The organism is Candidatus Omnitrophota bacterium (genome assembly GCA_028715415.1).
Taxonomy (GTDB): Bacteria; Omnitrophota; Gorgyraeia; order Gygaellales; family Profunditerraquicolaceae; genus JAQURX01.
In genome coordinates this window covers 1-14,052 of sequence record JAQURX010000005.1, presented here as the reverse complement: position 1 = coordinate 14,052, position 14,052 = coordinate 1, and the positions used below count along the sequence as shown (strand labels likewise).

Genomic DNA, 14,052 nt, shown 5'->3' with positions numbered 1-14,052 from the left:
AATGTATGACATTGTTGTAATCGGCGCAGGATGGGCTGGGTTTAACGCAAGCATCAAAGCAAAAAAACTTGGGGCTAAAGTATGCCTCATTGAAAAATCAAAAATAGGAGGCACCTGCCTTAACTGCGGCTGCATTCCCACTAAAGCTTTAATCCAAAGCGCAAAAATATATTCTCTTGCCAAAAAATCTTCCATATTCGGAGTAGATTTAACCAACTGTAGCTTTAATTTCGCAAAAATCCAGGAAAGAAAAAATAAAATAGTCCAACAGCTCACCCAAGGAATGCAATTTATGCTCCAGGGGATTGATTTATTAAATGGGGAGGCTCAATTATTATCCCCTGAAAGAATTAAAGTAAATGAAAAGATAATTGAAACTAAGAAATTAATCATTGCTACCGGATCAAAACCGATGGAATTGCCGATTTTCAAATTTGACGGTAAGAATGTGCTTTCAAGCGACGATTTGCTTAATCTAAACGAGATTCCAGCATCACTCTTAATTATCGGAGGAGGAGTAATCGGCTGTGAATTCGCCAGTTTATTTAACAATTTAGGAGTAAAAGTCACGCTAGTTGAAAAGATGCCTTTTCTGTTACCCGAAGAAGACGCTGAGATTGCCAAAAAGTTAGAAACGATCTTTAAGAAAAAGGGGATTAAAGTCTGTACTAATACTGATGCTAAAGATTTGGACCTTAAAGGAATTAGTAAAATTTTGGTTTGCGTAGGCAGAACTCCTGATACCTACGGCCTTGGACTTGAAGAATTGGGAATCAAAATGCAAAAAGGTAAAGTTATTATTAATGACTACCTACAGACAAGTAATCCGAAAGTTTTTGCTTGCGGAGATTGCACAGGAAAAATCATGTTGGCCCACTATGCTTCTTATCAAGGGATTCTCGCCGCTTCAAACGCTGTTACCGAAGGAAATTTGCAAAAAGCGGATAACACGACTGTGCCTAATTGTATTTTTACAGATCCTGAAATTGCAAGCGTAGGGCTAAAAGAAGCTGAAGCCAAAGAGAAAAAGATTGAAATTAATATTGATAGATTTGATTTCCTTGGAAACGGCATGGCGCGAATCTTAGATGAAACAGAAGGCTTTATAAAGATTATCTCCCATAAGCAATCAAAAGAAATCTTAGGAAGCTCATTAATCGGGCCTCGCTCAACAGAGCTAATTGGAATTTTAGCACTAGCAATTTCTAATCATTTCACAACAGCAAATTTAAAGAATATAATCTTTGCACACCCGACAGTGTCAGAAGCAATCCACGACGCAATCAAATAAAAATGCAAGTTAAAATCTTTGATTTAGGCTTGATTGACTACAATAAGGCTTTAGCCTTTCAAACACAAACCCACACAGCTGTAAAAAATGAAGATTATCCGCTTGCACTTATTTTTTGCCAGCATAATCCGGTGATTACAATCGGCAGGGCAGGCTCCAGGCAAAATTTAGTAGCTCCTCCGGAAGAAGTAAAAGCAAAAAAAATTCAAGTTATTGAATCAACGCGCGGAGGAGATATAACCTATCATGGCCCCGGGCAGCTGACAGTTTATCCCATATTCAGCCTTAAATATTTCAAAAAAGACATTCACCTTTTCTTAAGATACCTTGAAGAAACTATCATGGATATACTTTGTGAAATGGGAATTAACGGAGTAAGGCGTCCCGGATTAACCGGCGTATGGGTTCAAGATAAGAAAATCGCCTCAATCGGGATATCAATTAAAAACTGGATAAGTTTCCACGGCCTTAGTATCAATATTAAGAAATTTGATTTAGAAAACTTTAATTTAATCAGGCCGTGTGGAATGGATATTAAAATGACTTGTTTAGAAGCTGAATTAGGAGCTTCCATGCAAATCAAAGAATTAAAAGATAAAATTGCTGCTAAATTTAACAATACGCTGCCTGAAGAACCCAACTGTGAGATTTTTCCGGAATTTAATGCGGTTTTTTCAACTGCAAGTTTAACAACAACATCAATTAATAAACTGGGGCTAAGAAGACGCTTACCCCCAATACTATGACCCCTGTTTCTATCGGATGAAACAGGGCGGGCTGGTGCCCAGGGAGGATACCATGGTTAAAGTAGTTCTTCCGGAATTAGGAGAAGGAATCACAAAAGCAACCCTTTCCTACTGGTTTTTTAAATTAGGAGACAAGGTAAGCGAAAAAGACGACCTTGTTGAATTTGCAACCGATAAAGCTACATTCAATCTTCCCAGTCCAGCTACCGGAACTATCTCCGATATCATGTTTCAGGAAGGAGATACTGTTAACGTTGGAGACACTTTAGCAATTATAGATTAAAAAGGTAAATAAAGGGGACGGTTCTATTTTTACGGTCAAGAAAACCAAAAAAAATAGAACCGTCCCCTTTATTTTGTCCCTAAATTCTTTATTGACAAGTCATGGTTTTGATAGTATATTTATAGCAAGTGTAAATATGCTAAAGTGAGGTTAAATATGTCACAGAATAAAGAAATTTGGACAGCGAAAGATGTAGCAGAATACTTAAATGTCCACCTTTTAACAGTACAAAAATACGCTCGTGAAGGGAAACTCCCGGCTTTTAAAATTGGGACAGACTGGAGATTCCACAAAAAACATATTGAAAGATGGATTAAAGAGAAATCAGAATATAATTATTCAAAAAGAGACCGCAGAAAATCATCTTTAGAGGAAAACTAACCAACCTAACATGATAAAAAGCTTTGCTTTTGTAGTAAACCCGACAAATCTGGATGAAGCTAAAGGATTCTGGCCTGCATTTAAACGCATGCCCGGTTTTTTTGCGAAAATGTTCTCCAAAGGAAGTTATCCTTGCAAAGTAATTCATCTAAAACGTATCCAATCAACTCAAGGAAAAGAAATACAAGGCCATGTTATCATTAGCCCATTATTAGACAACGAGGCTCCAAACCTTGATGAAGAATTCGTTCTAAACACGATTTACTCAGCAGGTAACATTGCAAAGCAGCTTAAAGCAAGCCTTTTAGGCTTGAGCGGATATGCAGGATACCTGGCAGAAAAAAATCATCAAAAAATTGAAGAAAAGGTTCCTCTTCCAGTAACAAACGGAAAATATTATTCCGCTTGGGCAATTTATGAAACTATTTATAGGACCTGCAGAGAAAGAGGCTTAAAAACAAATAATTTAACCCTTGTCATAATCGGTGCGGACTGCTCAATAGGCAAACTTTGCTCGGAACGATTTTCAAGCTGCATAAACAAAATTATCCTGCAAGGAGATGATCCTAAAATATTACAAAGAATAGAAGAAACAATTTTACACAATAACAATACCATGATTTGCGTAGAACCAGATATAAATAAAGCTATTAAAGAGGCTGATATCATCATTAATCTGGATTTTTCAAAAGTGAATTTAGAAAAAATGGTTTCCGAATTAGAAAAAAAGCCGATCTTTTGCGATGCTACTTTAAATTCAAAATCAGAAAATAACATCTGCAAAGGGCTTCCGGTAATTAGCGGCACCTTAGTAAAAGTTCCGTTTCCGGAAGATATTAATATTGACTTAGGGCTTCCCAAAGGCGTGATTAATGCCTCTATGGCAGAAACAATGCTTTTAACTTTTGAAGAGAAATCATTCCATCATTATTTAGGAGAAAGTTCGTGTTCTGACAAAATGGAAGAAATTTCTGATATTGCGGTCCAACATGGCTTTGAGGTATGGGCGCCGCATGCACCGGTAAGATAAACTATGAAAAACTTTGAAACTGTTATTACAGGAATTGGGGTAATTGCCCCGAACGGAATCGGTAAGGCTGAGTTCTGGCAGGCTCTTGAAAACGGCTTAAATTCATCAACACAGATTTCTTTCTTCAACACAGATGAATTTAAAGTAAAATCTGCCTGCGAAGCTAAAAACTTTGATCCAAAAGAAATCTTAGGCGCTAAGGGTTTGAGGAATTTAGATAGAAGCGCATTATTTTTAATATCAGCGGCAAAACTTGCCATTGACGATGCTAAAATTGAAATAACAGATGAGAATACGGATAAATTCGGCGTTTGCACAGGGACAACCTTTCCGCATTTATGGTCTATTACGGAATTTGACAAAGAAGTATTTACCGAAGGCATAGAATTCGCAAGCCCGGCGCTTTTCCCCTCAACAGTAATGAACGCAGCTTCTTCTCAAGTTTCAATCCGTTTTAATATACAAGGCTTTAATGCAACAGTGAGCACGGGGTTTTGTTCGGGCCTTGCCGCGTTGAAATACTCCATAGACGCCCTGAAAACAAACAAAGCAGAAATTATTTTCTCTGCAGGTGTCGAAACTTTAACCTCATCATTATTTATGGGCTTACAAAAACTTGGCTACATGGCCGGGTTAAACGGAAAAGAATTAAGCTGCCCCTTTGACAAAAAAAGAAATGGCCCTATACTAGGAGAAGCTGCCTGTGTTTTTTCTCTAGAAGAAAAGGATAGGGCAAGGGAACGAGGCGCTAATATTTACGCTAAAATTAAAAGTGTTTGTAATTATTTTGACGCGAGTAAGATGGGAACGATTAACCCGCAAGGAGAAGGCCTTGAGATCGCAATAATTCAAGCAATTAAAGAAGCGGGAATCGACATTAAAGATATAGACTATATCTCAAGCTGCGCTAATTCAACTCAGGATTTGGATAAAACAGAGGTAAAAGTCCTTAATAAAATCTTTGGAAAAGAATTAAGAGACATCCCAGTTAGTTCAATTAAGTCCATGATTGGTGAAACTTTTGCAGCTTCAGGTGCTCTTCAGGTTGCTTCTTGCATAGGAGCAATGCAGCGTGGAATTATTCCACCGACAATAAACTATGAAGAAAAAGACCCGGAGTGCGAAATCAACTGTGTTCCTAACAAAGGGGAGAAAAAAGACGTAAAGATTGCATTAATTACTTCTTTTGGCCCAGGAGGATACAATAGCGCCTGTATCCTCGAAAAATTTACGGAAAATTAAAATGAATGAATTAAAAGGAAAGATTGCGATTGTTACCGGCGGCTCTCGCGGAATCGGCAGGGCTTGCTGTGTTGCGCTTGCTAAAGCAGGAGCAAGTGTAGTATTTACTTATAATAAAAATATAGAGGAAGCGGAAAAACTTAAAAAAGAAATTGAAGGATTAAATATTGAATGCCTCAGCTTACAAACAGATGTCAGAGACCTTGAGCAATGCCGGAAAGTAATTGAAAAAACTATGGAAAAATTCCAAAAAATAGATATACTCATCAATAACGCAGGTATTACCAAAGATAAAGCATTGTTAATGATGGCTCAGGAAGACTGGAAAGATGTTTTAGAAACCAATCTCGGCGGGACGTTTAACATGAGCCGGGCCTGCATAACAACAATGTTGAAACAAAAATCAGGCAAGATAATTAATATGAGCTCGGTAAGCGGGATAACCGGATTACCGCGCCAGACAAATTATAGCGCTTCAAAAGCAGGGATAATAGGCTTTACAAAAGCTTTAGCAAAGGAAGTAGCGGCATATAATATTACCGTAAATGCTGTCTGTCCGGGCTTTATCAATACAGATATGGTAAGCGGGATGAGAGAAGAAATGAAAACCGAAATTCTAAAAATCATACCAGTGAAACGATTAGGCGAAGCCGAAGAAGTGGCAAACTTGTGCGTTTTTCTTGCATCGGAAAAAGCTAATTACATTACCGGCGAAGCAATTAAAATCGACGGTGGCTTGGCAATCTGACAACCAAGGGAGAGGCTATGGCTAAAAAGAATTTTGAGGAAATCAAGCTTGAGGTAAAAAAACTAGTCGCTGAAATTACCGAAGTTGAAGAAAAAGAACTTTTAGAAAATGTTAAGTTTTCAGAAGACTTAGGTATTGACAGCATGATGGCGCTTGAAATTATCGCAAGCATTGAAAAGAAATACAAGGTAGTTGTGCCTGAAGAGAAAATTCCTACTTTAAGAAGCCTTGGCGATGTTTACAAAGTCCTTCAGCCATTACTAGAAAAATAATATGCCTGCTATCTGGGATATAAATAAAATCCAATCAATCTTGCCGCAGAAATACCCTTTTCTTTTTGTTGATTCTGTCCTTGAAATAAATGCGCCTTCAAGAGAAATTACTTGCTTAAAAAATGTCACTATGAATGATTATTTTTTTCAGGGGCACTTTCCGGGGAATCCTATCCTGCCGGGGGTTGTAATCATTGAAGCGCTTGCGCAGGCCAGCATACTTCTTTTTGCTGCACTTAAACCTGAAATCGCAGAAAAACACCCGACATACTTTTTAGGTAGAGTTGAATCTAAATTCTTAAAGCCGGTGCGGCCCGGAGATCAGTTAATTTTAAAGATAAAAGGTGAGAAAATCCTTGGCAACGCCGGAATTGTCAAAGCCTGCGCATTAGTTGATAACGAAACAGTCGTTGAAGCTAACATCGTCTTTGGAATCAAACCAAAAGAATAAAACAAGGTTATGTCGTAGATTCCCACTGGAGTTTACCCCTGCGGAAGCAGGGGCGGGAATGACGGATGAATATTGTCATCCCTGCGAAAGCAAAGATCCAGAAAATAGCGTAGATTCCCGCTTTCGCGGGAATGACACCATTAATTATGATGAATAGAAGAGTTGTGGTAACCGGATTAGGAATTGTTTCCTCAATTGGGATAGGAATAGAAGATTTTTGGAAGAATTTAATCTTAGGAAAGTCCGGAATAAGCAAAGTTGATTTGTTTGACACCTCCAAATTTACCCGCAAAAACGGGGGAGAAGTAAAAAACTTTAATCCCGAAGATTTTGTCCCCAAACAAATGCTGAAATTTATGGGGCGAGCTTCAGTTTTTTCAATTGCCGCGACAAAACTTGCATTAAAAGACGCAAAAATCCCCATCCCGTCAATCAGAAAAACAGAGCCGGCATTTGTTATTGGCGTAACTATTCCTGAAGGAAATACTATAGACCTGTCATCACACATGATTTTGGAAAATGACCCTGACAGCCTGACAAATAAATTCCTACTTAATATTTTCTCTCCTTCAATTGCAAGAAACACCGGATATTTCTTTAAAACAAAAGGGGCTAATCTTTTAATCCCCAATGCCTGTTCTGCGGGAAATTATAGCCTAAGCTATGGCTTTGATTTAATCAAAACCGGACAGGTAGATTTAGCGATTGCGGGAGGCGCTGAGGCACTATCAAGGATTGCATACCAAGGATTCCAGAAATTATACGCGATGGCGCCTGATATTTGCGCCCCATTTGACAAGAACAGGAAAGGGATGCTTCTGGGGGAAGGCGCAGGCATTCTTATTCTAGAGCCCTTAGAAAAAGCTATTGAAAGAAAAGCTCCCATATACGCGGAGATTCTCGGAGCCGGCTTATCTTGCGATGCTCATCATATGACTATCCCGGCAAGAAGAGGGATTAGAAAAGCAATGGAGAAAGCAATAAACGACTCCGGGCTTAAGCCGGATGATATTGACTATATCAATGCCCATGGCACAGGAACAACTCAAAATGACAAAGAAGAATCTACTGCCATAAAAGAAGTTTTCGGAGAAAGAAAACTACCTGTTAGCTCAAGTAAATCAATGCTTGGCCACTGCATGGGGGCTGCGAGTGCCATTGAAGCAGCTGCATGCTGCATGGCGATTAAAGAAGGAGTCTTGCCTCCGACAATCAATTTTACTGAACCTGACCCTGAATGCGACATTGACTGCGTACCAAACACAGCAAGAAAACTTAAAATTAACACAGCACTCAACAACGCCTTTGCCTTCGGCGGCAACAACTGCTGCATAGTCTTTGGAAAAACGGGATAAAAACGATTTCATGAACTCTCAAAAAACAATTTTTCTCACCGGTGGAACAGGGCTGCTTGGCTCCTACCTCTTAAAAATATTCTTAGAGAACAACCATAAAGTTTTTGCGCTTTCCAGAAGTTCAAAAGAAAAAACCTCACAAAATAGAATCTTAGAAGTGTTAAAATTCTGGGATACTAAATTTCAACCCGATAATTTAGTTATTTTAGAAGGAGATGTCGGTAAAGATAACTTGGCGTTGAGTAATCAAACGCTTCAGGAATTACGGGATTCTGTTGAAGAAATATATCATAGCGCCGCAATCACAGATTTAAACCGCCCAATAAATGAAATTACCAATATAAATGTTACAGGCACCAAAAGAATACTTGATTTAAGCGATAGTTTTGCAAAAAATGGCTTACTCAAGAAAATCAACCACATCAGCACAGCTTATGTTTACGGTAATTATCATAATAAATTTACCGAAAAGGATCTGGATGTCGGACAAGGGTTTGATACAAATTACGAAAAAACAAAGTTTGAAGCAGAGAAAATTGTGGTAGAATTCCGTAAAAAAGGGCTTTGGGTTGATATATTTAGGCCTTCTATGATCATGGGAGATTCTATAGAAGGAAAAACATTCCAATTTAAACACGTCTATCAATTTATTAACCTGTGCAGGATTGAATTGTTTGATACTCTGCCGATTAAAGACGCCCGCCTAAGCTTGGTGCCGATTGACCTAACAGCAAACGCGATTTACGTATTAGCAAACACCACAAAAGAAAAAAACAAGACATTCCATCCTATCCCAACAGATTTAGTTCCAATAGAAACAATAATTAATACTGCAGCTAAACTGGCAAACTTTAAAAAACCCAAGATTACAAGCTTGGAAGAATTTATTGCCGATAAGTTTACCCCTACGCAACAGGCAATTTTACGCGCTACAATCCTTTCGGTAAATTTCAAAATAAATCTTGACTCTACTGATACAAATGCGATACTAAAAAGTTGTGGCTTTACTATGCCAAATATCACCAACAGCCTCTTAGAAAGAATACTAACTTACTTCCTAAGAAAACAGAGGTGAAAAATGGAAAAAAAATATGATTATATAATTGTAGGAGCCGGGCTTTGCGGATTAGTGCTTGCTAAAGAATTAGTTAAAAAAAATAAAACCGTATTGCTTTTAGAAAAAGGCGGGATTATTAATAACTTGGGTTCGGTTTTTCCTGCTGCGCTTTTTTATGATAAATTTGCTCTTGCAAAAAGTATCCAAGGAGTTACGATTTTTAGGGTTTTCGGCGTTGGAGGCACAAGCATTGTTAGCTGCGGAAACGCGGTTGATTTCACCGACAAAGAATACAACCAACTTAGCATTGACTTCAAAGATGAAATTGCCGAGGCGAAAAAAGAATGTTTTGTCAGAGATAGCGGCCTTGAAATTGGTAAAACTTCGCACAGGATAATGGATGCTGCGAATAAACTTGGCTATGAGATGTTCCCTATGCCTAAGTTTAGTATTACGGGAAAATGCCTTGACTGCGGACATTGCTCTGAAGGGTGCAAATTTGGCATAAAATGGTCGGCAAAAAAATGCTGGGAGGAAATCAAACACCTAGGCATTGATTTAATTACTAGATTCTCAGTTAAAAGGATTATTGAAGAAAGCGGGAAAGCCACTGGAGTAGAAGGAAAGAATGGAAAGAAGTATTTTGCTGACAAAATCATCCTTTCCGCAGGAGGCATAGGAACTCCAATAATTCTACAAAATTCAGGGATTGAAGCTGGAGATAATCTTTTTGTAGATTTGTTTCATATGACTTATGGAGTTGCAAAAGATTCTACACAGGCAAAAGAATTATCAATGTCTGTAGTTTGTACTAAATTCCACAAAACCGAAGGATTTGTATTGTCGCCATTTGTAGACCCTAATTGCATCGGTTTATTCTCCGGATTAGAGCCAAAAGACTACCTAAACATTTTCAAAAGAAGAAAATTAATCGGAATCATGACAAAGATTAATGACGATTCTATTGGAAAAGTTTATCCTGATGGCACAATATCCAAAGCCCCTACAGAAAACGACCTAAGAAAACTAAAAAAAGGAAGAGATATTGCCAAAACAATTCTTGTTGAATGCGGAGTTGACCCAAAGAACATATTTGTCACAAAATTAAAAGGCGCGCATCCGGGTGGAACTGCGGCTATTGGAAAAGTTGTAGATAACAACTTAGAAACAAAACTAAAGAATCTTTTTGTCTGCGATGCCAGTGTATTGCCATTTGCTCCGGGCCTGCCGCCAATGCTTCCACTAATAGCAATGACAAAATGGTTTGCTAAGAAAATTTAATCTTCACCAGCCACGGAAGGTTTTGTATGAAAACTGATGTACTCAAACTTATCAAAGAGCGCGCGACAGTAAGAAAATATAAAAACAAATCCATCCCTAAGAAAATCTTGGATAAGATTATTGAGGCGGGGATCTGGGGGCCGTCAGTTCCAAGCTTCCTAAGAATCCAACCTTGGTTTTTTGTAGTAATAACAAATAAATCGATAAAAAAACAACTATCGGAAATCGTTTTGAAAAAATCCAAGAATTCCGGAGCAGGAGTTAATATTTTACTTCACTCCGCATCAAATATAATTAAGTCAGCTCCTGTTACAATTGCAGTATATAATTCCGGAGATATGGATAAAATGAAAAATAGATTTAAAGAAATTTACTCAAGGTTTTCAGGCATAATCAAGAAGGCTGAATTTAGCGCAATTTCTGCGGCCATCCAAAATATGATTCTTGGTGCTGAATCTTGTGGAATTGGCTCCTGCTGGCTTGACACTCCTCTATTTTGCAAAGAAGGAATTAATAAACTACTTAAAACCGATAAAGAATTAATAGCAATTCTGACCTTTGGTTATCCAGCGGAAAAAGGCAAACGTTCTATTCGCAAAAATAGCATAGAAGCAGTTAAACATATAAAATGAAAAACAAATACGATGTAGTAATAATTGGAGCGGGAATCGGGGGCCTTACTTGCGGGTGTTATCTTGCTAAAGCTGGGTTGAAAGTGTTAATTGTTGAAAAACACTCAATGGCAGGTGGCTATTGCACTTCTTTCACGCGAAAAGGTTATAAATTTGACACATCTATCCACTATATTGGCGGGATAAAACATGGATCGCTAAACCAAATTATTAAAGAACTCGATCTAACCAATATAATAAAATTTAATCAATTTGATCCGGCTGATAAAATAATCCTACCTGATTCAATTACTTACATTAGAAAAAATTATTTTGACACAATTAATGAATTTAAAAAAAGTTTTCCAAAAGAAAAAAATAATATTGAACGTTTTTTTAAGTTCATTTCTAAAAAAGAAATTTTTCTTCAATTTAAAGCGACTAAAAACTTAAGCACAAAAGATTTGCTTGATTATTTCTTTAAGGATATTAATTTAAAATCATCAATTGGATTGCTTTTATTAGGCAATATGGGTTTACCACCAAGTAAAATTCCTGCTATCATCGCTATTGTATTCTTTAATGAATTCATACTAGACCCGGGATACTATCCAAGAGGAGGAATGCAAGATTTTACTGAAGCATTCGTAAAAAGATTTAAATCACTTGGGGGAGAAATTATTCTTTCAAAAGAAGTCATTAAAATCTTAGTTAAAGATAACATTGCTATAGGAGTAGAGTTGGTATCCAAAGAAAAGATTTATTCTAAAAGAACAGTTTCTGCTTGTGATGCTACCTTAACTTTTAAGAAATTAATTAAAACCAAAACTAAGGAAAGAAAAACGGTAGATAGACTTAAGCCTTCAAATTCAGTGTTTGCAGTCTACTTGGGAATAAAAAAAGACCTAAAAGAGACCTCTAACAACTGCTCTAATATTTGGTATTTTTCAGAAAACAATATTGAAAATTGTTACAAGAATTTAAGAACCAACTTAAAAGAAAATATAATTAGTGGCTTATTAGTGTCTTTTCCTTCTTCAAAAGACAAGTCTTTAGTTAAATCTCAAAAAAATACTATTGAAATATTTACAATGGCTACTTTTGAAAATCAGAATTTTTGGAAACAAAAAAGAGGTCAATTAACAAACAAACTAATAGACATTTCTAATAGGATAGTGGACGACCTCAAAGAAAATATCGATTTAATTGAAACAGCCACTCCTTGTACTTTCCATAGATACACTTTAAATAGGAATGGAGCTGCTTTTGGGTGGGCTTCTACAAAAAATCAAACTAAGGGCAATTTAATTCCGCAAAAAACTTCAGTAAAAAATCTTTATCTTGCAGGTCATTGGTGCACTAGAGGGGCAGGACAAGGAGGGATTTCAACAGTAGCTGTTTCTGGTAGAATTACGGCAAAAAATATTTTAAGTACGTTTAGTGATAAATTATAACTAAAAATGAACCTATTTGCTTGGTCCTGTATATTCACATTAATTACAAATTCTTTTATTGCTATTTTCACATTTACAAAAGGCAAAAATAAGCGCCTTTCTAATGTCTGGGGTATGGTTTGCGTTGCTTGTGCAATTTGGGCTTTAGGTGCTTACAAGTTTTCAACTACTAATTCAAAAGAAATTGCCTTATATTGGACTAAAATAGCACATATAGGAGTAACATTAACCTGCACTTTTTTCATTCATTACGCGCTAATACTTACCAAAACAAAACGTAGAACATTTCAAATCATTTTAGTTTATATTTTAACTATCCTATCTCTTTACTTAATTTTCTTTAAAAAAGATTTTATTCTTTTAGAATATTCCTTTAATCAATTTTATTTCTTTGTTTTAAATCTAAAGATTAATCCACTTTACCTGATTTATTATATTATTTTTTATAATTTAATCCTCTTTTATACTTTCTTTCTAATATTCAATCTTTACAGGGGGAGTACTAACGGAAGCCAAAGCAATCAGCTAAAATATTTCTTAATCGGATCAGTAATTGGCTGGCTAGGACCAGAAGGAATGTTCTTATATATTATATTTGGATTACCTGTTTATCCTTATTCAAACATTCTTATCGGACTATATCCTTTTATTTTTGCTTATGCAATGTTTAGATATAGACTTATGGATGTTTCCATAGCCATCACCCGAGCAGGCGTATTTATCGCTGTTTACACCCTCGTTCTCGGCATACCTTTCGCAGCGACTATTTGGCTTAAAAGCTGGCTTGTTGATATGCTTGGTTCACAATGGTGGATTGTGCCGTTTGGCTTGTTAACCCTCTTAGCCACTGTTGGCCCGTTCCTTTATATCTACATCCAAAGAAGAGCAGAGGACCGCCTGCTTAAAGAGCAACGACGCTATCAGCAAACCTTAAAACAGGCTTCACTCGGCATGACTCGCGTGCGCAACCTAAACAAACTCCTTAACCTAATTGCGCACATTATGACCAAAACCGTCAAAATTTCCTATTTCTCGGCCTATCTTTACGACCGGCAGGCAGATGAATATGTCTTGCAAGTTTGCCGGGATAAAGGAAGGGTGCCGATTCAGAAAATTTCTTCCGACAATACTCTTGTTTCATGGATTATGGTTAAGCGCGAGCCGCTTGTTTACGAAGAAATTAAACGCCAAGCCCAAGACACCAATGAAGTAACTTTTAAGATATTAGAAGAAAAAATGCATCTGCTTGACGCTTCGGTAATTATCCCGAGCTTTCTGGAAGATAAATTCATGGGATTTTTTGTTTTAGGAGATAAAATTTCAGGAGAGATTTTTACAATTGACGACCTTAATGTATTCCAAGTGCTTGCAAGCCAGGCAGCGCTTGCAATTGAGAACGCGCAGTTCTATGCTGAAACAAAAGAAATGCAGGAGCAAATCGGACAGGCAGAGAAAATGGCAACAATCGGGACCATGGCCGATGGATTATCACATCAAATAAATAACCGTTTCTACGCTCTTTCATTGATCGCAGGAGATAGTATTAATACTCTGGTAAATACAGACACTTCAAAATGCACTCCCGAAGTTAAAGAAATGCTTAAAGACATAAACCATGCCCTTGAACGCATTCAGGCAAATGTTGTGCAGGGAGGGGAAGTTGTGCGTGGAATTTTGAAATATTCCCGCCGCGGCGATGAGAATTTTGAATTACTTGAATTAAACACAATACTTGACACTACTTTAGAGATGGTTCAATACAAAGTTAAACTTTCTGAAATAGATATTATCCGCGATTTTACCAGCGAAACGCCAAAGATAAAAGGCAACTTAACCCAGCTTCAAGAAGT

General features: G+C 37.2%; 15 protein-coding genes. All 15 read left to right on the top strand.

Annotation, left to right across the window (positions count from 1 at the left end):
• Position 1 precedes the first annotated feature (1 nt).
• Complete coding sequence (lpdA, locus tag PHO70_02840) at positions 2-1,291, top strand: dihydrolipoyl dehydrogenase (GenBank protein MDD5431906.1); 1,290 nt, start codon at positions 2-4, stop codon at positions 1,289-1,291.
• Between the two features lie 2 nt (positions 1,292-1,293).
• On the top strand, positions 1,294-2,037 hold the full coding sequence (lipB, locus tag PHO70_02835; protein MDD5431905.1) for a lipoyl(octanoyl) transferase LipB: 744 nt from the start codon (positions 1,294-1,296) through the stop codon (positions 2,035-2,037).
• Between the two features lie 52 nt (positions 2,038-2,089).
• On the top strand, positions 2,090-2,320 hold the full coding sequence (locus PHO70_02830; protein ID MDD5431904.1) for a lipoyl domain-containing protein: 231 nt from the start codon (positions 2,090-2,092) through the stop codon (positions 2,318-2,320).
• Positions 2,321-2,476: 156 nt separating this feature from the next.
• Positions 2,477-2,701, top strand: a complete 225-nt coding sequence (locus PHO70_02825) for a helix-turn-helix domain-containing protein (protein MDD5431903.1) — start codon at positions 2,477-2,479, stop codon at positions 2,699-2,701.
• A gap of 10 nt (positions 2,702-2,711) precedes the next feature.
• A complete protein-coding gene (locus PHO70_02820; protein ID MDD5431902.1) occupies positions 2,712-3,731 on the top strand; it encodes a hypothetical protein in 1,020 nt (339 codons plus the stop codon).
• Between the two features lie 3 nt (positions 3,732-3,734).
• Entirely contained in the window at positions 3,735-4,973 is a 1,239-nt protein-coding gene (locus PHO70_02815; GenBank protein ID MDD5431901.1) for a beta-ketoacyl-[acyl-carrier-protein] synthase family protein, read from the top strand.
• Position 4,974: 1 nt separating this feature from the next.
• Positions 4,975-5,721, top strand: coding sequence for a 3-oxoacyl-[acyl-carrier-protein] reductase (gene fabG, locus PHO70_02810; GenBank protein ID MDD5431900.1), 747 nt, complete (start codon positions 4,975-4,977; stop codon positions 5,719-5,721).
• A gap of 17 nt (positions 5,722-5,738) precedes the next feature.
• Positions 5,739-5,993, top strand: a complete 255-nt coding sequence (locus PHO70_02805) for an acyl carrier protein (GenBank protein ID MDD5431899.1) — start codon at positions 5,739-5,741, stop codon at positions 5,991-5,993.
• A gap of 1 nt (position 5,994) precedes the next feature.
• Positions 5,995-6,444, top strand: coding sequence for a 3-hydroxyacyl-ACP dehydratase FabZ (gene fabZ / locus PHO70_02800; protein ID MDD5431898.1), 450 nt, complete (start codon positions 5,995-5,997; stop codon positions 6,442-6,444).
• Between the two features lie 146 nt (positions 6,445-6,590).
• Positions 6,591-7,799, top strand: a complete 1,209-nt coding sequence (locus tag PHO70_02795) for a beta-ketoacyl-[acyl-carrier-protein] synthase family protein (protein MDD5431897.1) — start codon at positions 6,591-6,593, stop codon at positions 7,797-7,799.
• Positions 7,800-7,809: 10 nt separating this feature from the next.
• On the top strand, positions 7,810-8,874 hold the full coding sequence (locus tag PHO70_02790; protein ID MDD5431896.1) for an SDR family oxidoreductase: 1,065 nt from the start codon (positions 7,810-7,812) through the stop codon (positions 8,872-8,874).
• 3 nt (positions 8,875-8,877) lie between these two features.
• Positions 8,878-10,137 carry an FAD-dependent oxidoreductase gene (locus tag PHO70_02785; GenBank protein MDD5431895.1) on the top strand — a complete coding sequence of 420 codons (1,260 nt, stop codon included), beginning with the start codon at positions 8,878-8,880 and terminating at the stop codon, positions 10,135-10,137.
• 26 nt (positions 10,138-10,163) lie between these two features.
• The gene (locus tag PHO70_02780; GenBank protein MDD5431894.1) at positions 10,164-10,769 is read left to right on the top strand and encodes a nitroreductase family protein; all 606 of its coding nucleotides are present in this window, start codon (positions 10,164-10,166) and stop codon (positions 10,767-10,769) included.
• Positions 10,766-12,202, top strand: coding sequence for an NAD(P)/FAD-dependent oxidoreductase (locus PHO70_02775; GenBank protein MDD5431893.1), 1,437 nt, complete (start codon positions 10,766-10,768; stop codon positions 12,200-12,202). The genes PHO70_02780 and PHO70_02775 overlap by 4 nt, the downstream gene beginning before the upstream one ends.
• Before the next feature lie 663 nt (positions 12,203-12,865).
• A partial coding sequence (locus tag PHO70_02770) for a hypothetical protein (GenBank protein ID MDD5431892.1) occupies positions 12,866-14,052 on the top strand: 1,187 nt, incomplete at its 3' end.